Source organism: Nocardia sp. NPDC004654 (assembly GCF_040609595.1).
Classification (GTDB): Bacteria; Actinomycetota; Actinomycetes; order Mycobacteriales; family Mycobacteriaceae; genus Nocardia.
The window spans coordinates 164,085-183,401 of record NZ_JBEXKI010000004.1; the positions used below are offsets into that span (position 1 = coordinate 164,085).

A 19,317-nucleotide genomic window follows, 5' to 3' on the forward strand; every position below is an offset into this window, starting at 1 on the left:
TCATGCCGGTCTAATTAATACCGCTATGCTGAGGCCATGGCAAGCCCCCACCGCAGCACGCAGGCCCGGCGACGCGTCGGCCGCCCGTCCGGCCCAACCGAACACGGAGCGGCATCCCGAGAGCGGATTCTCGATGCCGCCGCCGCTGTGTTCGCGCAGGTCGGATACGACCGGGCACGCATGGCCGACGTTGTCGAAGCGAGCGGAATGACCAAGGGCTCGGTCTACTTTCATTTCGAGAGCAAGGAAGCCCTCGCCGTCGCCGTGCTCACCGAGAAACACGCGCAATGGCTCGATCGGGTACATGCACGACTGGCCACGGCACCCCCTGGGCTGCAACGGATGGAAGCGCTGTTGCCCGCCATGCTGGATCTCCACCGTGACGACCCCGACGCCTGGGTCATTTCGCGCCTTGCCCAGAACCTCGCCGAGGTGCCCGCGACCCGCGACCTCGCCACGGAACTGACCCGCCGATGGATCGACCGCGTCGCCGACCTCATTCGCGACGCCCAGCACATCGGTGAGGTATCAGACGAAGTCGACCCCCAACAGCTCGCCACCGTCCTCGTCGGCGCCTTCGACGGCCTGAAGACGACCATCGGAACAGTAAGCGACGACCCCCGCGCCGCCGATCAACAGCTCGAGGCCTGCGGCGCTCTCCTGCTGGCGATGATGCGGTCGGTTGTCCTGTCCCACTGATCGACTTCGACAATCCATCTTCGCCGCCCGAGGCTGAAAGCGTTCGATCTTCTCCCGCTGCGCCGCCATTCCGATGACCGGGATCGCCGGTGCTCCGGCCGAGGCGGCCGAGCCTAGCGTCGACGGAAACACGGTGGCGCGGGAGGAAACAGTGGTGGATTGGAACGACGAAGTCGATGTGCTGGTCGCGGGTTCGGGTGGCGGTCTGGCCGGCGCCTACACCGCGGCCCGCGAGGGACTGAGCGTCGCGGTCGTCGAGGCGACCGACAAATTCGGCGGCACCACCGCCTATTCGGGTGGCGGCGGCGTGTGGTTCCCCTGTAACCCCGTGCTGCAACGAGCGGGCAGCGACGACACCATCGAGGACGCGCTCACCTACTACCACGCCGTCGTCGGCGACCGGACCCCGCGGGAATTGCAGGAAACCTATGTCCGCCGCGGCCGCGACCTCATCGAATACCTCGAGGCCGACGACCACTTCGCGTTCGAAGTTCTGCCCTGGCCGGACTACTTCGGCACGGCGCCGAAGGCCCGTCTCGACGGACTGCGCCACACCATGCCCACGCCGCTCCCCGCCGCGGAACTCGGAGAGTTGCGCGAGTCCCTCCGCGGACCACTCGACACCGACCGTCTCGGCGCGCCGCTGCCCGAGGTGCTGATCGGCGGTCGAGCACTCATCGGCCGGTTCCTGCGGGCGCTGTCGACCTACCCGCACGTCCGGTTGCACCTGAACTCGCCGCTGATCGAGCTGGTCGTCGAGGGCGGCGCGGTAGTCGGCGCGCTGATCGAACGCGACGGCGAACGCTTCGCGATCCGTGCGCGGCGCGGCGTGCTCCTGGCGACCGGCGGCTTCGAGCAGAACGACGAGATGCGCCGTCAGTACGGCGTGCCGGGCGAGGCCCGAGACACCATGGGCCCCTGGGGAAATCAAGGATTCGCACACCAGGCCGGCATCGCGGCGGGCGCCGACGTCGACCTGATGGACCAGGCGTGGTGGTCGCCCGGGCTGACCCATCCCGACGGTCGCTCGGCGTTCGCGCTGTGGTTCACCGGCGGCATCTTCGTCGGCCAGGACGGCAAGCGGTTCGTCAACGAGTCCGCGCCCTACGACCGGCTCGGTCGCGAGGTGATCCGGCAGCTGCGGGAAGGCTCGCTCACGCTGCCCTACTGGATGATCTACGACCACAGAGAAGGCGAGAAGCCGCCGGTCAAGGTGACCAACGTCTCGATGGTGGAGACCGAGAAGTACGTCGCCGCCGGTCTTTGGCACACCGCCGACACACTGCCCGAACTCGCGGGGAAGATCGGCGTCCCGGCCGACGCGCTCGTCGCGACCGTCGACCGGTTCAACACGATGGCCGCCGCCGGCGTCGACACCGACTTCGGCCGCGGTGACGAAGCCTACGATCGCGCCTTCTCCCACGGTGAACCGCCGCTGGTGCCGATCGACCGAGGACCGTTCCACGCCGCCGCGTTCGGCATCTCGGACCTGGGGACCAAGGGCGGGCTACGAACCGACAGCGCGGCACGGGTGCTCGACCGAGACGGCGCGCCGATCCCTGGCCTGTACGCGGCGGGCAACACCATGGCGGCGGTCAGCGGCACCACCTACCCCGGTGGCGGCAACCCGATCGGCGCATCGATGTTGTTCAGCCATCTGGCGGTGCGGGACATGCTCGGCGACTGACGCGGCGGTAAATCAGTCGGCAATGCTGTCGGACGACGGACAATCTCCGTCCAGGACGCGCTGAGGCGCCCTGCGGAAGCGTTCGATGACCGGAGCCAATTCCGCGGCATTGGTGATGAGGTCGACGTGGCCGCCGGGGTGGAGGTGGACGGCGGCGTGCGGGAGCAGCCGTCGCATGATGCGGGGATTGGCGAGCGGAATGATCGGATCGTCGGCACCGGCGATGATCAAGGTGGGCTGGCGAATCAGCGGTAGGGCGGGCAGGCTGGTCCAGACCGAGCCTGCCAGCAGCTGGTGGAGGTAGCCGACGCGGGAGCCCGCCATGAGCTGGCGATCGAGCAGTTGCCGCACGACGCGTGGGTCGTCACGCGCGCTGCCGCCATAGATGCCGGCGGCGATCCGGGCAGCGTATTCGTGATCCAGGAATCGGCGTGGGGTCAGCATCTTCAGCAGGGCCCGCGGATCGCCGGGAACCATGAGGATTCCGGTTCCGGTGGCCACCAGGATCATGGTGCGGCAGCGGCGTGGATGCTGGAAGGCGAACTGCTGGGCCAGCGCGCCGCCCCAGGAGAAGCCGAGGATGTCCACCTGCCCGGAGAAGCCGATCTTGCGCAGCAGTCGGCCGAGCACCGTAGCCAGATACGGGAACCCGTACGGCAAGGGCGAATTCGGCGAGCCGCCGGTGCCGGGAACGTCGATCCGTACCACGGTAGTTTCCGGATCGAGTTGCGCGACAAGGGGATCGAGGACCTCCAGACTGGCGCCGATGCCGTTGCACAACACGAGCGGTACACCGGTCCCCCAGCGCACGTCGACCCGGATCTGCTGTCCGAGTATGGAAACGAGGCGTTGTTCGGTCCTGCCGCGCGAGGGTTCCGCGCCGGGGCCCTCAGTGTTCGCGCACATAAGTCCCCGGCGCCGTTGCGAGCGGCGGCAATTCGGCACTACCGAGCATGGTCGGCGCCGCGATGTCCGGACCGCTGCGCTCGGCGAGCCATTCGACGTAGTTCGGCCACCACGAACCCTGCTGCGTAGCATGCCTTTCGGCCCATCCGTCGGGTTCGATCTGGTCTACCGGCCCGATGCGGTAGGAAGCCCTGGGGTTGCCAGGCGGGTTGACCAAGGCCGCGATATGGCCGCTGGTGGACAGGACGAAACGAAGATCCTTGCTGCCGAGCAGCCGCGCGCTGCGGTAGCAGGCTTGCCACGGGGAGATGTGATCGGCGATGCCCGCCACGACGTAGGCGTCGACCGGCAGCATCGACAGGTCGATCCGGGTGCCGAGCATGGTCGCCTGGTTCGGGGCAGCGAGTGTGACCGATCGGGTGCGGACGGTGCCGCTGCTGATAGTGCCGCCGATACCAGAGGCACGGTTGGTTCGTCGGAAAGAGGCGAATTGCGCACGACCATCGTAGTTCTCCCGTTATCGGCACGACGCCGACTGTTCATTGTCGTTGTCAGGTACTGGGATCGGTGGTAGAGCGCCGATCCGGAACCTGCCGAGCAGCGATGGTCGTCGAGGCTGCAGGTCAGGATCGCGAGCAGTCGGCTCTGGCGACGTTGCCGGCTGCCATCGAATCGATGCGAGCTTCGGCCGCGATCCGTGCCCCGAACGGTAAACCGGGCACGCGAGTGCGCCATCATCTCGAGAAGACGAAATCCGCCCCGGTAGTTGTTCCGGCAAAACTGGTGGAGGGTAGTTATTCGATCCATGCGCTATTCGTGTCGGCCACTCCTGAGGACTGACCTTTAGCGCTGTGACCGCTTCTGCGGTGCTCCCGGTGTGGGCGCGTCAATGGCCCGAGGCCATGGAAAACTTCGGGGGCCTGGTCGCTGCGCTGTCGCCCTCTGGAATCGGCGCCGGCCGCGAATACAGGCAGGTCAGTCAGTGATGTCCGGCTTCATCAGCGAGAACGAAGTTGTCGCTGAACGGTCCGAAATCTGCTCAGCGCTGGGTCTCCGCCGCGTCGGGGTGGCGTCGAGTGGTCGCGGCTACGGCGGCTTATGCGGCGGTGGCGTTGTGCCCGACCGGTTCCGGAGTGGCCCAAGCTCAGCCGGGTTTCCGCCGCCCATCGGTTCGGAGATCCCCAGTTCGATGCTCGCTGTCGACAGCAAGTTCGAGTACGGCGGCCAGACCTACACCGTCACGTTCAAGGGTGGGATCAAACAACGCATCGAAGAATATCCCGACGATCCTCTCAACAGTGTGCGACTGCGCACCGTCGAATTCAGGATGATGTCGGAGATCGAGGAAGACGGCACCCTCGAACAGAACGATGTCGATGCCGACGCGCGCAGCACGGTGATGCGCACCCAGCAGAACCCGCCGCGGTACGAGGAGAAGGACTTCCTCGACGACGCCGTAACCATCGACGGCCCGGTAAAGGGGCCGGTCGTGCTGCACGCTAAGGTCCTGATGATTCTGACCGCGCAGCTCACCCAGTTCCCTGCACGCGGTGAAATTTTCCACCTGCACGAACCGGTCGAGTTCGTCGACCCCGACAACCCCGATACCGGGGACGGAATCGGCCGGGCGGGCAGCAGTGCCGAGGGAAGGCCGGGCAGAGGTCTTCGGCTGACCGCCGCGGCCTGGTACCGCGACCCCGCCCATAGCGGTATCGGGCACCCGGTGCAGCGGCCTGGGCAACGTCGATCTCGCGCTGCGAGTAGTTCCGGTTCCGAATTCCGAATATGGACGTGCCCCTCCGCTCCCGAAGGGGGCAGCCGGGTGGTGGCTGTTCAGTATCCGTAGCGGTATCGCTGCGTCGGCATCGAGCCCGTGGCCTGTGGCGTGATCGAGCCACTCCGGGGCGGGGCCCCGCCCCGGTCGGTTCTCGTCCACAGTTTCCACAGCCACGCGGGGGCCGCGGAGGAGTCGGCACGTCGGTCACTTCCGGCGCCACGGGGGACGATCGCCGTGCCAGATCCAGTGCCCGTGGAGGAACTCGTCGGGCACTGGATCTCGCTGACGGTGGTTCTGTCGACGGGGTTTGGGTGTCGGGCCGGTGGTCTAGAGCGTGGTGGGGTTGGTGGTGAGATCGTCGTTGGTGAGTAGGAGGTGATTGTCGAGGGTGATGTCGGTGGGTGCGATGTGTCCGCTGGTGGATGTGAGGGTGAAAGTGATCGTTTCACCGGGGGCCGGGGGTGTGGCGGCGGTGATCGTGGCTTGGGTGCCGCGGTCGGCGGTGGTGTGAGTGAGTTCGAGTCCGTCGTCGCTGTCGAAAATGAGCCCGTCGCCGGTTTCGGCAGGCAGCATCAGCCGCAGGGTCCACGGGCCCGGGATTACTTCCGCGGCGGTGGGGTTGTGCAGGACGAATTCTGTGGTGGCGGAGTATCCGAGTGGGGACGGGTCCATCCACAGCGACGGCAGTTGATTGACGAGCCCGTCGCCGAGGACCGGCGCGGGCACGAGTACCCACCGGGTCGCCTGGACTCGATCGGACTGGCCCTCGACCAGGGTGTCGTCGGCCACCGTGGCGTAGTGGTCGCGACCTTGGCTGCGGCAGCCCATCATCCAGGTGCCGTCGGTGCCGTCGGTGCCGTCGGGATCGGTGCCGTTGCCGGTGTCCGAGGCCGGGTTCGGATGCAAGTCCCACACGTTGTCGTCGGTCGCGGGCTCGTCCGCGTCGACGAGGCGCAGGCCATCGGGGCTGTATTGCAGCCGCTGCCCACTGTAGGCGTTGACCAGGACCCACCCGCCGTCCTCGGTTGCGTCGATGACCCAGTCACGACTACGGGAGCCTGCGACCTCACGCACCACCGGCCGTGGACTACTGGTCAGCGTGTAGTGATCCACATCCAGAAAGCCGCCACTGTCGGCGTCGATGACGTGGTACGCCTGCCCGGACACCAACTTTGGCCGGATGTTGAAGGAATTGAAAGTATCATTCCATGGGGCCGGTTTGAAACTGGCCATCATGCAGTTCGCCTGCCCGAGGGAATTCTGACTCAGGATCCGCAACTGAGAAAGGGCGAAACCGGGAATGCTGCATTCGAGTTTGGTATCTTCATCCTCGCGGATGCCGATAGAATCTTTATTGCCTGACGAATCTTCAACATCCACACGGTGAAAGCGGGTATCGAAGGGTCCCCCCCGGGATTGAGGTTTCGAACAGTAGAGTGTGAGGTCGGCGATATAGAAAGGGACAAGGACTGGAGTAGGGAAGAATGATTCTTTCTTTTGCCACGGCGGCCGCGCGGGGGTTCGACGATTCACTCTTCTGCCCGTTCCCGAAGTGTTATTTCCGTTGTAGGTACATTGGTTGATCAGTGAATATTCAACGGTCCGGGATGAGCCCCATGAACCGACTGTTCTCGTTCCAAAATCTGCACCGATTTCCAACCACCGTAGAGATTCGCTGGTTTGCGGCCTTTTGGGGCCTGGCCAGTTCGAGTCTATCCATCGGCGGAAATCCGTACTTTGGTCGTAGCCGAACGGGCCGAAGTGGAGCTCGATTTCCCGGGGTATGTCGATGGGTTTCCAGTCGGGATCCTCCATGTATGGCCAGAGGAGGGTGAATTCGTAGGCGCCAAGGTACATGATGCGCGAGTAGCCGACATTGCAGCTCCAGTGCGGCATGGGGCGCTTCTGGCCCTCGTCATAGGTTTTCCGAACATAGTCGACGTATTTCTTGATACCCTCTTTGAGTTCACTCTTCGTTACTGCGATATCTCCTTCGGAGATTTCGAGTATCTTGGCGAACTTGAGCTTTTCGCGCAGTAGCATCAGGTGCATGTTCGCCGCCATGGCAAAGTAAGTAAGTGCATCGAAACGATACTGCCCTACCGTGAGATCGGGGATACGGTTGTTGAGATAGCGGATCGCGCCGTTCAGTTCCTCGTTGGTGCGCCGCACATCCCAGGCATCTGTTCCGTACTGCTTGGCATATTTCCGATAGTAGTTGACGCTCCTATGCGTACCTTCCAGAATCTTCTCGGCGGATTCGTTGTAGAAGACCTGGATCTCTTGCTTGGTGACCTCTCGTATCAGCCGGATAAGGGCTTCGTGTTTCTCTTTCTCCTCCTCTTGATTGCCCGGATTTATCGCATCCATAAGCATTCCGACGGCTGAACCCAGGATGCCGCCTATTACCGGCACAAACCCAAGCCCCATGCAGATTGCCTGTTTATTGGCCCAGAAAATCCCGGCCAAAAATTGTTCTTCGCTTATCCCTAAGGTTGGTGCGGCTTCGGTTCGAACGTCTTGCAGTTCCTTTTCATCAGCTGCAACCGCACCTCCGCTCGAACGCTGCGGTGGATACGTCGGATGCTCATCGGTTTCGGACATCGAAAACTCCTCCGTGGAATGTGCAAGGAACATGTCGACGGCGCCGGTGTATCGCGGCTTGCTCACGGGCGGGTCCGCTGGTCGTGGATAACACCCCAGCCGCTACGCGACACCGGCGTGCCGGTCGAACAGCGGCAGTGCATCGCCTCGCCCGTGATCGCCTCCAGGCCGAGGATGTGCAGATATGTCGCGCGGATGACCTCGGCGCGGGTCGGGTGCAGCCCGTCGGGAGACGACCCGGCGGACACCGGGTGTGGCAGATATCAGTTCCAGGACGTGCTCGGCGCCGGTCCAGTAGTCGAGTGGTAGGGGCGTGCACGGTAGGGCTGTTACGGACTCACCGCGTGCGCGCCCGGATCGCCGAACGCCGCCCGCGAGAGGGCGGTCACCGAACTGATATCGGTCATAGACGGCGACCCTACGGAACCTGTCCGAGGGTGCGGCCGCCCGGCGCGGGCGGCCATCGGTGTCAGTTCGGTCTGATCAGACAATCGGGTCCGGGATAGATCAAGCCTTCGTGCCCATCCTCGAACCGCACAAATACGGGGGTGCGCTGTTGGCTCCCCGGATCTCGATGATCTCCCCCGTCCGATCGTTCATGCCCCCATTGCGGCTGCGTAGAACCAGTTGGTCTCCGACGTTCGCCTGCATCGAGCAACCTCCCTCTGCGCCGTTGTTGTGCACCAGCCGAGCAGTCACTACGGCACCAAGTATGAGCGATCAGCGCCACGAATCCGGTTTCGAACGTACATCGGTGCGGCGGCGATCCGGGGCGGCCCGCCGGGCCTGGCAGCACCGGCGCTGACACTGCGCCGCTACAGTATCGCGGCCCCCCGCCGCGCCCGCACCGGTCCCTACGCCGGGGTCAAGGATTACCTGCCGTGCTCCGCATCTTGCCGGGGGTTGAGGCTCATCCAGGAGGAACGTCGCGCTGAGCGGCCGGTGAGGCCAGGGGCACGCCTCCCTCACAGTGGCTTTCCAGCCGCCTGACACCTAGGTGGAGTGGCGGCAGGGAGCCTGTTGCATGGAGTGCAGTCGCCTCCAGGTTGGCTTCCACATCGAACGCGCGGCGCTCGCGCTCTAGGCGACAAGACCCGAGGCGGCGGCCGCGACCCACAACGTGCCATCAGCGGGGCTCTGTCGCCCTGAACAGAACAGCGACGTAGACGCAGAGGTCGCGACTTTTTGGCAGACTTTTGGCGCGTTTCGCGGTCCGGAAACGAAATCGGCCCCCAACCATGTACGCTAAGCGCTGGTCAGGGGCCGTTCTCGGCTCCCCCATCTGGACTCGAACCAGAAACCTGCCGATTAACAGTCGGCTGCTCTGCCAATTGAGCTATAGGGGACTATCCTGGGTGGCTCTCCCGTACTGGGCGGGCCGAGGAGAAACTTTAGCGTATAGCTGGGCGGGTTCCCAAATCGCGCTTCTACCTGGGGTGATGCGGGGGTGCATGTGGGACGGGTGGGGTCACAGTTGTCCCAGGGGTAACTCGGATCCGGATCGACAGGTGGACGTGGCGTCGGGCAGGATGGTAGCCGCGCGCACAGGCGATTGGGAGGAGCTCAGAGGAATGCTGCGGTTGATCATCGGCGTCGCGGCCGGTTATGTGCTCGGCAGTAAGGCCGGGCGGGCTCGCTACGAGCAGATCAGCGCGGCGACCCGCGCCGTCACCTCGAGCCCGGTGACCCGCAAGCTGGTGCAGGTGGGGCGGCAGAAGCTGTCGGACAAGTTGAGCACGCGCCCACAGTTGGAGCCGATGGTGCCGTTGGACGAGCGCACCACCGTGCTGGTGCCGCACGATCAGCTGCGCCGCTGAGCTACTCCGGGCGCGGGAGCTACCGGCTCAGCGCCTCGCAGCGCCGTGAGCTGGCGCCGCTCGGGGAACCAACCAGGTTGCGCCGCTGAGCGATCCACAGTCGCTCCGCCCGGCGAATCCCGACCGGGCCGCGGCCGCGCCGCCGGGCGACCCGGTCCGCCAGCGGTAAGGCCGACTACCTTTCGGCCCAGCCGCATACGGACAGTCGCGTTACGGCGGCGCGTATCCGCAAGAGCAGAGCGGCTACCCCTCCTATCCGCACCAGGGCCAGCGCTTCGGTAGGCGCGGCAAGCACGGCCATGCTCGGTCATGCGCCGAGCAACCTCAGTCGCCCCACGGACGCGGTCCGGACGACGCTCAGCCGCGTCAGGAAGCAATCTCGCCGGAAACCGGCACACCGACCGGTCCAGCGCCCCTCAGGCAGGTGCGAAATCGTCGGAGTTGCCCATCGCTTGGGCCTCCAGACTCTTCCGATACTGCTCCAGCGCAACCAGATCCCCGAACAGCGCCATATACGCGTCGGGCTGCTCGGTCGCGGAGAGCCGCTGCAGCTTGGACTTGAGCGTCGCGATCTGACGGCCGACCCACGCCTCCTGAGCGCGGGCGAGCACGCCGGTGATGAAGCGCGGGATGTCGTCGACGGATTTCACCGGCAACGGCGCGTTGGCGAGTTCGGAGACCAGGGCCCGCATGGTGAGGTCGTCGGCGGTGTCGCTGACGGCGTTGACCCATTCCGCGCCGCTCAACCCGGCGGACGCGCCACCCGCGTCGGCGATCATGGTGCGCACCGCGACGTAGGCGGGATGGGTGAACGCTTCGGTCTCCAACGAGTCGAAGACCGTGCCCGCGATCGCTGGGTATTGCAAAGCGGCGCACAGGACTTGGCGTTGCGGCAGCAGCGTCGGGTCGTTCGGGTTGGGGCGGGCGGCGGGGTGTTCGGTGACCTTGGTGCTCGGCGCGGGGGTCTCGGCTCGACGGGGACCGCCGAGCCGGTTGCGTTTGGCTTCCTCGCCGACGCGGCGCACCACGGTCTGGATGTCGTCCCAGCCGACCCAGCCCGCGAGGCGGGTGGCGTAGGCCTTGCGGGTCGCGTTGTCCTTGATCTGCGCGACCACGGGGACCGCGCGCCGCAGCGCCTCCACCTGGCCCTCGACCTGGTCCAGGTTGTGTTCGGCGAGCAGACCGCGAATCACGAACTCGTACAACGGGGTTCGCCGCGCGATCAGATCGCGGACCGCGCCGTCGCCGGAGCGCTGACGTAGCTCACACGGATCCTGACCGTCGGGGGCGATGGCGATGTAGGTCTGGCCCGCGAGCTTCTGGTCGCCCGCGAAGGCCTTCAGCGCGGCCGCCTGGCCCGCCGCGTCGCCGTCGAAGGTGTAGATGATCTCGCCGCGCCAGAAGTTGTCGTCCATCAGCAGGCGGCGCAGGATCGCCATGTGTTCGTCGCCGAAGGCGGTGCCACAGGACGCGACGGCGGTCTTCACGCCCGCCAGGTGCATGGCCATCACGTCGGTGTAGCCCTCGACGACGACGGCCTGGCGACCCTTGGCGATCTCGCGCTTGGCGTGATCGAGGCCGAACAGCACCTGAGACTTCTTGTACAGCAACGTTTCCGGCGTGTTCACGTACTTGCCGGGCATGGTGTCGTCGTCGAAGAGCTTGCGGGCGCCGAAGCCGATGACCTCGCCGCCGAGGTTGCGGATCGGCCAGAGCAGGCGGCGGTGGAAGCGGTCGATGGGGCCGCGCTTGCCCTGCTTGGACAGGCCCGCCGCCTCCAGCTCCTTGAAATCGAAACCCTTGCGGAGCAGGTACTTGGTGAGCGTGTCCCAGCCGTCCGGTGCGTAGCCGCAGCCGAACTGCAGGGCGGCGTTGCCGTCGAAGCTGCGGTCGGTGAGGAACTTGCGCGCCGCCTCGGCCTCCGGCTCGCGCAGCCGGGCCATGTAGAACTCGTGCGCGGCGGCGTTGGCGGCGACGAGGCGGGCACGGGTGCCGCGGTCGCGCTGCACCGAGGTGCCGCCGCCCTCGTAGTTGATCTGGTAGCCGATCCGGTCGGCCATCTGCTCGACGGCCTCGACGAAGCCGATGTGCTCGATCTTCTGCAGGAACTTGTAGACGTCCCCGCCCTCACCGCAGCCGAAGCAGTGGAAAAGACCGTGGTTGGGCCGCACGTGGAACGACGGCGACTTCTCGTCGTGGAACGGACACAGCCCCTTCATGGAGTCCGCGCCCGCCCGCTTGAGCGCTACGTACTCCCCCACCACGTCTTCGATCCGGACGCGTTCGCGTATTGCCGCGATATCGCGATCAGGGAGTCGTCCGGCCACGCGACGAGTCTAGCCAGTCCGGCCGCGCTCGAGGCACCGGCATCTGCTGTCAGCCCAGCGCGCGGTACGGGTCGGTCAGGGTCATCGGCGTGCGGGCGATATCGAGCACCGGTTCGGGGAAGCGCGGCCCTGCCACGTAATAACGTGCGCGTGTTCGCCCGACAGGTTCCAGCACTCCCGCGGTCGTCAGATCGCGCAGATCTCGCTGCGCCTGCTGCATGTTCAAGCCTTCCGCCTGCTCGTAACGGGAACGCCGCACCCGCCCGGACAGCGCGACATCGTGCAGGGCGCTGACCACCCGTTCGTCCATCCGGAGGCCGCGGGCGAACTCGGCCAGTTCGGTCCACACGCGTCCGGACCGCTCGAATCGCAGATGCACGGTCTGCGCCTGCTGGTGATAGGCGGTGAGGTTGAAGCGAATCCAGTCCCCTACGTCCTGACTCGGCTGGTACTCGCTGCCGCGCGCCGCGAGTTCGCGGTAGTACTCCCAGGTGTTGCCGGGACGGCCGAGCCACGCCTCGATCGAGGAGAACTCCGAAGCCAGCACGCCGTCGCGGGCGATCATCAGTGTCTGCAGCGAGCGCGACATGCGCCCATTCCCGTCGGCCCAGGGATGGATGGAGACAAGGTGCAGGTGCGCCATCGCGGCGCGGACCAGAGGGTGGGAGTCCTCGTCGGTGTTGAGCCAGTGGACGAGTTCGGAGATCAGAGCCGGAACCTTCTCGGCGTCGGGCGCCGTGTAAGCCGCGATGCTCGGGTCGCGGGGGTCGGTGACGTAGACCGGTCCGCGACGCCATTGCCCGGCGGGTTTACGCGCCGTGTGGCGATGCCCTTGCAGCATCCAGTGCAGTCCGTTCAGCAAGCCCTTGCTGTAGGCGAAATCACCGACATCGTGCAGCGTTTGGATGTAGGTCATCATCTGCTGATAGGCCAGGGTCTCGGCGCGATTCTCGTCGGAGACGTCGACATCGCGCTCACCCGCCATCAGGTCTTCGACATCGACCGTGGAAACCCGGAATCCTTCGATCGAGTTCGATGCCGCTACCGCGTCGGCGGTGAGGAACTTCCGCAGTCCGCCCGTCCACTTGGTTGGAGCTCCGAGCAACTGGTGCCGAAGTTTCTCGCGCATGTCGTCGACCTGGCTCAAGATCTCCAGGTCGTGGCTAGTCAACGCAGGCGTAGGGAACAGCACACATTCAATGATGTAATGACGTAATGATTACGTCAAACGCCGAAGTAGGTGGCGAGGCGTTCGAGGCGGCTTTCGGTGTAGGAGGCGATCTGGTCGACGACGACGCGGATCTGGGCGGTGGGGGTGGTGGCGGCGTCCCACCACGGGAGGAGTTGGGGGTCGAGGTGGCGGGGGGCTTCGGCGTGCAGGCGGGTGGCTACGGCGAGGATGCGTTCGCGCTGGGCGGCCTGCCTGCGGCGGTGGTCCGGGTCGGACATGACGTAGCGCAGGGCGACGGTCTTGAGCATGGCGACTTCGGCGGCGGCGACGGGCGGGATCTCGAGGTCGGCGGCGTAGCGGGACAGCGGCTCGCCGCCCGCGACGGTGCGGGTGGCCATGATGGCGGCCGTGGCGAAGCGACCGACGAGCTCGCTGGTGAGACGTTTCAGCGCGACCGAGGCGGTGAGGGTGCCGTCGTAGCGGAAGACCGCGGCGACCACCGGTAGTTCGGACAGTCGCTGGGCAGCCTGGACGAGGTCGTCGACGGTGAGAGTGGGGTGCTGGGCGAGGCCCATGCGTGCCAGTTCCCGCTGTTCGGAGGGGTCGGCGAGGGCGCGCAAGTCGATGCGGCCCGCGATGATGCCGTCCTCGACGTCGTGCACCGAGTAGGCGACGTCGTCGGACCAGTCCATGATCTGGCATTCCAGGCTGCGCCTGCGGTCGGGCGCGCCCTTGCGTATCCAGGCCAGCCGATCCACGTCGACGTCGTAGGCGCCGAACTTGGTGCCGGAACCCGTTCTGCCCCACGGGTATTTGATCGCCGCGTCGAGGGCGGCGCGGGTGAGGTTCAGCCCGGCGCTGGCGCCGTCGGGGGTGAGCACCTTGGGTTCGAGCCGGGTCAGGATGCGCAGGTTCTGGGCGTTGCCCTCGAAACCGCCGTGCCGGTCGGCGAACTGGTCGAGAGCCTTCTCGCCGTTGTGGCCGTAGGGCGGGTGACCGATGTCGTGGGCGAGTCCGGCCAGGTCGACCAGGTCGGGGTCGCAGCGCAATCCGTCGGCGATGCTGCGGCCGATCTGGGCGACCTCCAGCGAGTGCGTCAGCCGGGTGCGCGGGGTGTCGCCGTCACGCGGGCCCATCACCTGGGTCTTGTCGGCGAGCCTGCGAAGCGCCGCGGAGTGCAGGACGCGCGCCCGGTCGCGGGCGAACTCGGTGCGGTGGCCGTTCTCGAATTCGCTGCGCGGCGGGGCGAGGCCCGCGGTCTTGGTGCCCTCGGCGGCCATCCGTTCCCGGTCGTGATCGGTGTAGCTGTCCATCGGCGTCACTGTCCGGCGGTGTAGGAGAAGTCGGCGGAGAAGTGCGTCAGCTGGTACCACAGCAGCGCGAAGGTCTCCCTGGCGATGCCGTGGGCCTGGGATTCGCGGGTGTAGACGGCGGGGCCGGTGCGGGTCGGGGCGGTCCAGGCGTGCAGCCCGGCGTCGCGCGCCATGGTGCGGGTGCGCAGTGAGTGCCACGGGTCGCTGACCAGCACGGCCGACGACATGTCGCGCGCCTTCATGGCCAGTGCGACCGCCTCGACGCTGCGCAGCGTGTCCGACCCGGTCTCGACGGCCAGGATCCGGTCGGCCGGTACGCCGCGCCGCTGCAGATAGTTCTTGCCGGAGGCGGCCTCGGTGTAGAGATCGCCCTCCTGCTTGCCGCCGACGGTGATCACGCGCGGCGCGACTCCGGCCTGGAACAGCCGATACGCCTGGTCGAGACGGGCCTCGAACACCGAGGACGGCGTGCCGGAATACTGTGCGGCGCCGAGCACGACGATCGCGTCGGCCTTGGTGTAGTCGTCGATCCGCGCGACCTGCCAAACCCGAAAAGCCGTGCCGCCGATCAGCACGAGGGCCGTCAGCACCGCGGCGATCAGGATCCTCCGTGTCCAGCGCAGCATCCCGGCGCCGACCCCGCGCGCGAGGCCGGATTCGTGCGCCGAGGCCGGTGTGCTGCGCTGGGGTGCCGAAATCACCCAACCAAGTGTGCCAGGTGACCCCGCGACAGCGCGGAGCTGCGCGCACGCCGTGGCCGCGCCGACGTCGAATTGTGTTCCGGCGCCCGCGCGTGACTGATCCGACCGGGATCGCCCGCGGGCCGCGTCGACCGCTGGCCGGACGGGCGACTCGGCTCGCGGGCACCTCGGCCACGGCATGTGGCGAACACGCCGCAGCCCAGTGAGGTATCGCACGGAGGCGTTTCCGAGTGCGCGGACTCACTCTCGGGTCGGCGGCGGGCATGGAGAGTCCGGCTCGACAAGGAGTCGAAACCGCACGCCGACGACCTACTCGCTGTGGCTGGAAAGCTCGGTGAGGCGATCCCGCACCGGCGGCTCGAGCAGCGCGCCGATGGCCTGCAGCGCGCGCCGGGCCGCCGGGGTCGTCGCCTGGTCGAGCAGTGCGCCGACCACCGTGCCGTCGCCGCTGCTCAACCGCGCGGCCACCGGCGGCAGATGGCGTTCGTCCACCGCGGACAGCACGGTCATCAGTTCGACCACCGCTTCGCCTTCGATGGCGACGGTGAACAGCCGATCGAGTCCCGCCTCGTCGAGTCCGTCGAGGAACTCTCCGCCCAGTTCGCGGCGCAAGCCGGGCTCCAGCCGGGACAGCACCGAGATACCGGCGATCAACGTCTCGTCCGAACTCGCCGACGCCGCATGGACGATGGCGCTGCGGCGCTCGGCGGACAACACCCGGACGACGTCGTTGAGCCGGTCGGCCGAGGGCGTCAGCGCCGCGGTGCGCAACAGCCCCTCGTCGTCGGCGATGCCGCGCTCGAAACCACGGATCAATTCGTCGGTGGCGTGCTCGACGAAACGCGCGGAGGTGACGTAGTCACGGCGGCGCAGCAGCTCGTTCGCGGCGGGCACCAGCACCTCAGCGGGCATCCGAGGGGCGAGCACCGGGATGGCCCTCGGATCGAGATAGGGCGCGGCGTCGGCCATGTACTCGGGCGTGAGTTCGCCGAGCAGCCCGGCGGCCCGGTCCGGGTGATCGACCCCGACAGCTCCCCCCGCGCGGCCGCCGACCTCGGCGGGCACGGCTTTCAGCACCACCTTGGCGGCGAGCGCATTGGGCACCAGCGGTGCGAGTTTGCTCACCCTCGCGAAAGTGGCCGCGTGCGCGTCGAAGAGCCGGTCGGAGATTCGCTCGCGTAACTCGCGCAGGTTCTGCGCACCGAGCCGGGTGAGGCTCGCGAGGTCGGCGGGGTCGGCGTCCAGCGTCTGCGCCAGCATCTCCAGCTGGCCGCGGGTCAGCAGATCGGTCATCGTCTCGCCTACTTTCCGAACAGGATCTTGCGGGCCGGGATGCGCACGAGCCGCGGCAGTACTTCGAGCGCGCCGTCGATGGCCGCGTCGAGACTGTGCCGCTGCTGTTGTTCGGCGCGGTGCAGGAGGGTCGCCAGTGTCCTCGCCTCCTCGTCGGTGAGCTGGTCGATGATCTCGCGCGGCTCGGCCAGTTCGGCGAGCAGCTCACGTTTCGGATCGGTCATCCCGGTTGTGGCTCCTTGGTGTCGAAAAAGGTTGACTGGCTGGGTTGTTCGATCAGGCGGTGCGACGCTCGGCGCGCTGCCAGAGCGTGCGGTCGAGGAAGCCGCCGATCTCCCGGACGGCCTCGGCGGCTTCCGGCACGATCGAGGCCGCCGCCTGGAAGACGTGCACCTGCCCCGGCCAGATCTGGAGTTCGCAGGACACGCCGTGGGCGGCCAGGCGCTCGGCCATGAGTTCGGCGTCGGGATAGACGAATTCGCTGGAGCTGGCCTGAATCAACGTGGGCGGCAATCCGGTCAGATCAGCGTGCGCGGGCGAAACCAAAGGCGTTGCCCCGCACGTTCGCTCGGCGAGCGCACCGAAGATCGGCACGGCGCGGACCGGGAAGACCGCGCAGACGCCGCCGGTGGGCGCGGCGAGCTTCGCGGAGTGATCCCAGTCGGTGAGCGGCGACATGGCGACGATCGCGGCGGGCATCGGCAGACCCTGGCGCCGGATCTCCAACGCCGTCGCGAAGACGAGGTATCCGCCCGCGGAATCGCCCATCACGGTGACGTTCTCCGGCGCGATGCCCATCTCCAATGCGTGCCGATACCCGTCGACGCAATCCGAGACCGCCTCGGCGATACCGTATTTGGGCATCTTGCGGTAGCCGACCGCGAGGATACGCGCCCCGAGCATGTCGGCGAAGCGCCCGACCATCTGGTGGTGCAGGGTCCGGTTCCCGACCAGGAACGCCCCGCCGTGGAGGTAGAGCACGAATCGGGATTCGTCGAAGGTCCGCGGCGTGGTGAGCTCGGCTCCGCAGTGCGGCAACGCGATACGTTGACGGCTCAAGCCCGGCGCGGTGCGCAGCACCCGTCCCAGATGATCGATCGCGCCGTACGGCCACGGCAGGTCCGGGTAGCGCGACCAGAGGGCGATGAACGGCCGCACGGAGTACCGGATCGCCGCGTCGAGAACGCGGGAGCGGAAACTGCCGCCCGCGAAGTCGGTGCGCAGCGGATTCGGTTGGGGGCGTACGGCGGAACGGTCCACGTCGACCGAATTCATGGTGGCAGCCCTTCTCGTCCTGGGTCCCCTTGCCCGCACGAGCGCTTCGAGCCCGCGCAACGCCGACGACCCGCGTTGTGATCCTGGCACAAGTATCGGCAACCGTCTGAGTCGGTGTCACTGCATCGATACGAGAATACGGGCTGCCGCGTTAGTCACGCGGAACGAATCGCGGTCAGATCGGATCCGCCGCCGCGACGGCCGGCGGGTAGAGGCGATACACCATCAACGCCGCCGCGAGCAGCCGGGATTCGGTGGGATCGGAGGGATCGAAGCCTGTGAGTTCGGCGACGCGTCGCAGGCGGTAGCTGAAGCTGTTGGGGTGCAGGTGCACTTCGGCCGCCGCCGCCTTGCGATCGGCGCCGTGGCGCATGTGCGCGTCCAGCGCCTCCAGCAGATGCGGGTAGGGCTCGAGCGGAACTATGCGCTGCGCCAATCGTTCTCGGGACCGGCCCGGACGGGTCAGCTGATACTCCAGCATCAGGTCGTCCAGCACGTAGGTGCCCGTCGGGAGGCCGAGCGCCCTGGCGAGATCACCGAGTTCGGCGGCCTCGCTCGCGGCCGACACCAGTTCGTCGCGCGGTACCGATCCGGCGTCGATGACGACGACCGAACTGCCGAGCCGAGCCGCGAGCGCCGCGCCCAATTCCCCGTACGGCGGATCGATCGACGGGTCGGCGGCCGTCGGCAGCAGCGCGATACCGGTCGTGCCGTCGAAGGTGTTCAGCGCCGTGGTCGCGGCGAGGGTGTCGAGCGCCTGCTGTACCAGCCGGATTCGGCGGCGGGCCACTACTGTGTCGACCCTCGGGTCCGCCTGGTTGAACGGGACGACTTGGATGGCGAGCACGTCGTAGCGCTCCGCCAGTGCGATGTCGGCGCGGGCGGCCAGTTCGGCGGTCTCGACGCCGCGCAGCAACGCGGCGCACAACAGCCTGCGGGCCTCCCGTTCGCTGCCGTAGATCGACTGCTCCACGTCGCTGTGCGTCTCGGCCATGGAGACGGTCATGTTGGCGAGCAACTCCAGCAGCAGATCGGAGAAGGCCAGCAGATCACGCAGGTCGTCGGGTTCGGCGAGCGTCCCCGCCTCGCGCCAGAGATGCCGCACCGATCCGAACAGCGCTTGGATCAACGCCCGCAACGGAATTCGGTCTTCGGCATGCCGCTGCACCACCGGCACGACCCACTCGGCCACTTCCTCGGGAGTGCACGCTCGTTTCTCGTCCAGCGCCGCGAGGAAGGCCCCCGCCCCGGCGACGATCGCCGGAACGACCTCGTCGTTGAAATGCCCGGCGGGCAACGCCTCGGCGCCGGGGATCGCCGCGATCCCGGCATCGAGCAACTCGGTGAACAGATCGGTGAGGCGCGGAAGGAGCCGGGTGATGATCGGGGCATCGATCGAGAGCGGTGACGGCAGTGCGGGCATTGCGGCATTTTGACCGCGACCCGATGTTGCTGCAAGTTCCCCTGACGGCCGAGATCGGCTCACGCGACAAAGCGCGGCGCGGTGCGGAACGAACCGGTCGGCCGGGCCTGTCGGTGAGCAGGAGCGATACGTCGCGAATCTGGCGCACTTAGTCTCTGGAGACGAATCGGCATGGTCGATCTTCTCGCCGATGTGCAGTGACAAGGGTCGCGCCAGCCCCCTAGATTCGGACACCGGCCGGGCTATGGCTCGAGTCACAACCCGAGCAGTGCGGAAAGGGAGCGGCGAACTTGGTGGGGACCTTCCGCGATATTTCGCGAGCGG

The 19,317-nt window shown here is 66.9% G+C and carries 16 protein-coding genes, 1 tRNA gene and 2 pseudogenes; 5 read left to right on the forward strand and 14 right to left on the reverse strand.

Annotated features, from left to right (window positions below; translation table 11 throughout):
• Positions 1-36 precede the first annotated feature (36 nt).
• Both ABZV58_RS15035 and ABZV58_RS15040 read left to right on the forward strand, forming a co-directional pair.
• Positions 37-699 (forward strand): TetR/AcrR family transcriptional regulator, encoded by a 663-nt coding sequence (locus ABZV58_RS15035; RefSeq protein ID WP_355000710.1) that lies wholly within the window; start codon positions 37-39, stop codon positions 697-699.
• Positions 700-850: 151 nt separating this feature from the next.
• The gene (locus tag ABZV58_RS15040; protein ID WP_355001141.1) at positions 851-2,386 is read left to right on the forward strand and encodes an FAD-binding protein; all 1,536 of its coding nucleotides are present in this window, start codon (positions 851-853) and stop codon (positions 2,384-2,386) included.
• 12 nt (positions 2,387-2,398) lie between these two features.
• Here the strand turns inward: ABZV58_RS15040 and ABZV58_RS15045 are convergent, their stop codons facing one another.
• Both ABZV58_RS15045 and ABZV58_RS15050 read right to left on the reverse strand, forming a co-directional pair.
• Complete coding sequence (locus ABZV58_RS15045) at positions 2,399-3,292, reverse strand: alpha/beta fold hydrolase (RefSeq protein ID WP_355001142.1); 894 nt, start codon at positions 3,290-3,292, stop codon at positions 2,399-2,401.
• Positions 3,276-3,698, reverse strand: a pseudogene (locus ABZV58_RS15050) (poly(3-hydroxyalkanoate) polymerase); the annotation flags it as partial. The pseudogene ABZV58_RS15050 and the gene ABZV58_RS15045, both read right to left, overlap by 17 nt.
• 197 nt (positions 3,699-3,895) lie before the next feature.
• Here ABZV58_RS15050 and ABZV58_RS15055 point away from each other — a divergent pair.
• Positions 3,896-4,132, forward strand: coding sequence for a hypothetical protein (locus ABZV58_RS15055; RefSeq protein WP_355000711.1), 237 nt, complete (start codon positions 3,896-3,898; stop codon positions 4,130-4,132).
• Positions 4,133-4,277: 145 nt separating this feature from the next.
• Positions 4,278-5,138: a hypothetical protein gene (locus tag ABZV58_RS15060; protein ID WP_355000712.1), complete on the forward strand. Its 861-nt coding sequence runs from the start codon at positions 4,278-4,280 to the stop codon at positions 5,136-5,138.
• Positions 5,139-5,396: 258 nt separating this feature from the next.
• Here the strand turns inward: ABZV58_RS15060 and ABZV58_RS15065 are convergent, their stop codons facing one another.
• The 4 genes and pseudogenes from ABZV58_RS15065 to ABZV58_RS15080 form a co-directional block, all read right to left on the reverse strand.
• Complete coding sequence (locus tag ABZV58_RS15065; protein WP_355000713.1) at positions 5,397-7,673, reverse strand: insecticidal delta-endotoxin Cry8Ea1 family protein; 2,277 nt, start codon at positions 7,671-7,673, stop codon at positions 5,397-5,399.
• Positions 7,674-7,735: 62 nt separating this feature from the next.
• On the reverse strand, positions 7,736-7,921 hold the full coding sequence (locus ABZV58_RS15070; RefSeq protein WP_355000714.1) for a hypothetical protein: 186 nt from the start codon (positions 7,919-7,921) through the stop codon (positions 7,736-7,738).
• 221 nt (positions 7,922-8,142) lie between these two features.
• Positions 8,143-8,324 (reverse strand): annotated as a pseudogene (locus tag ABZV58_RS15075) (DUF1918 domain-containing protein).
• Between the two features lie 622 nt (positions 8,325-8,946).
• Positions 8,947-9,019 (reverse strand) — tRNA-Asn (locus tag ABZV58_RS15080).
• A gap of 225 nt (positions 9,020-9,244) precedes the next feature.
• On the opposite strand from ABZV58_RS15080, the gene ABZV58_RS15085 reads away from it, so the two are divergent.
• Positions 9,245-9,490, forward strand: a complete 246-nt coding sequence (locus tag ABZV58_RS15085; protein ID WP_067787169.1) for a hypothetical protein — start codon at positions 9,245-9,247, stop codon at positions 9,488-9,490.
• Positions 9,491-9,906: 416 nt separating this feature from the next.
• Here the strand turns inward: ABZV58_RS15085 and dnaG are convergent, their stop codons facing one another.
• The 8 genes from dnaG to ABZV58_RS15125 form a co-directional block, all read right to left on the reverse strand.
• Positions 9,907-11,817: a DNA primase gene (gene dnaG / locus ABZV58_RS15090; protein ID WP_355000715.1), complete on the reverse strand. Its 1,911-nt coding sequence runs from the start codon at positions 11,815-11,817 to the stop codon at positions 9,907-9,909.
• 49 nt (positions 11,818-11,866) lie between these two features.
• A complete protein-coding gene (locus tag ABZV58_RS15095) occupies positions 11,867-12,946 on the reverse strand; it encodes a Fic family protein (RefSeq protein ID WP_355000716.1) in 1,080 nt (359 codons plus the stop codon).
• 95 nt (positions 12,947-13,041) lie between these two features.
• The gene (locus tag ABZV58_RS15100; RefSeq protein WP_355000717.1) at positions 13,042-14,301 is read right to left on the reverse strand and encodes a deoxyguanosinetriphosphate triphosphohydrolase; all 1,260 of its coding nucleotides are present in this window, start codon (positions 14,299-14,301) and stop codon (positions 13,042-13,044) included.
• 5 nt (positions 14,302-14,306) lie between these two features.
• Complete coding sequence (locus ABZV58_RS15105; RefSeq protein ID WP_355001143.1) at positions 14,307-14,927, reverse strand: YdcF family protein; 621 nt, start codon at positions 14,925-14,927, stop codon at positions 14,307-14,309.
• Between the two features lie 384 nt (positions 14,928-15,311).
• A complete protein-coding gene (locus ABZV58_RS15110) occupies positions 15,312-16,295 on the reverse strand; it encodes a hypothetical protein (protein WP_355000718.1) in 984 nt (327 codons plus the stop codon).
• Between the two features lie 8 nt (positions 16,296-16,303).
• A complete protein-coding gene (locus tag ABZV58_RS15115) occupies positions 16,304-16,519 on the reverse strand; it encodes a hypothetical protein (protein WP_355000719.1) in 216 nt (71 codons plus the stop codon).
• A 52-nt stretch (positions 16,520-16,571) separates the two neighbouring features.
• Positions 16,572-17,570, reverse strand: coding sequence for an alpha/beta hydrolase (locus tag ABZV58_RS15120; RefSeq protein ID WP_355000720.1), 999 nt, complete (start codon positions 17,568-17,570; stop codon positions 16,572-16,574).
• Positions 17,571-17,745: 175 nt separating this feature from the next.
• Positions 17,746-18,993 (reverse strand): helix-turn-helix domain-containing protein, encoded by a 1,248-nt coding sequence (locus ABZV58_RS15125; protein WP_355000721.1) that lies wholly within the window; start codon positions 18,991-18,993, stop codon positions 17,746-17,748.
• Positions 18,994-19,317: the final 324 nt, after the last annotated feature.

What these genes read in the sequence shown, in the direction of transcription:
- ABZV58_RS15035 (WP_355000710.1), top strand. Translation starts at nt 37, where the DNA reads ATGGCAAGCCCCCACCGCAGCACGCAGGCCCGGCGACGCGTCGGCCGC.
- ABZV58_RS15085 (WP_067787169.1), top strand. Translation starts at nt 9,245, where the DNA reads ATGCTGCGGTTGATCATCGGCGTCGCGGCCGGTTATGTGCTCGGCAGT.
- ABZV58_RS15060 (WP_355000712.1), top strand. Translation starts at nt 4,278, where the DNA reads ATGTCCGGCTTCATCAGCGAGAACGAAGTTGTCGCTGAACGGTCCGAA.
- ABZV58_RS15125 (WP_355000721.1), bottom strand. Translation starts at nt 18,993, where the DNA reads ATGCCCGCACTGCCGTCACCGCTCTCGATCGATGCCCCGATCATCACC.
- ABZV58_RS15045 (WP_355001142.1), bottom strand. Translation starts at nt 3,292, where the DNA reads ATGTGCGCGAACACTGAGGGCCCCGGCGCGGAACCCTCGCGCGGCAGG.
- ABZV58_RS15100 (WP_355000717.1), bottom strand. Translation starts at nt 14,301, where the DNA reads ATGGACAGCTACACCGATCACGACCGGGAACGGATGGCCGCCGAGGGC.
- ABZV58_RS15115 (WP_355000719.1), bottom strand. Translation starts at nt 16,519, where the DNA reads ATGACCGATCCGAAACGTGAGCTGCTCGCCGAACTGGCCGAGCCGCGC.
- ABZV58_RS15120 (WP_355000720.1), bottom strand. Translation starts at nt 17,570, where the DNA reads ATGAATTCGGTCGACGTGGACCGTTCCGCCGTACGCCCCCAACCGAAT.
- ABZV58_RS15105 (WP_355001143.1), bottom strand. Translation starts at nt 14,927, where the DNA reads ATGCTGCGCTGGACACGGAGGATCCTGATCGCCGCGGTGCTGACGGCC.
- ABZV58_RS15110 (WP_355000718.1), bottom strand. Translation starts at nt 16,295, where the DNA reads ATGACCGATCTGCTGACCCGCGGCCAGCTGGAGATGCTGGCGCAGACG.
- ABZV58_RS15095 (WP_355000716.1), bottom strand. Translation starts at nt 12,946, where the DNA reads ATGCGCGAGAAACTTCGGCACCAGTTGCTCGGAGCTCCAACCAAGTGG.
- ABZV58_RS15055 (WP_355000711.1), top strand. Translation starts at nt 3,896, where the DNA reads ATGGTCGTCGAGGCTGCAGGTCAGGATCGCGAGCAGTCGGCTCTGGCG.
- ABZV58_RS15065 (WP_355000713.1), bottom strand. Translation starts at nt 7,673, where the DNA reads ATGTCCGAAACCGATGAGCATCCGACGTATCCACCGCAGCGTTCGAGC.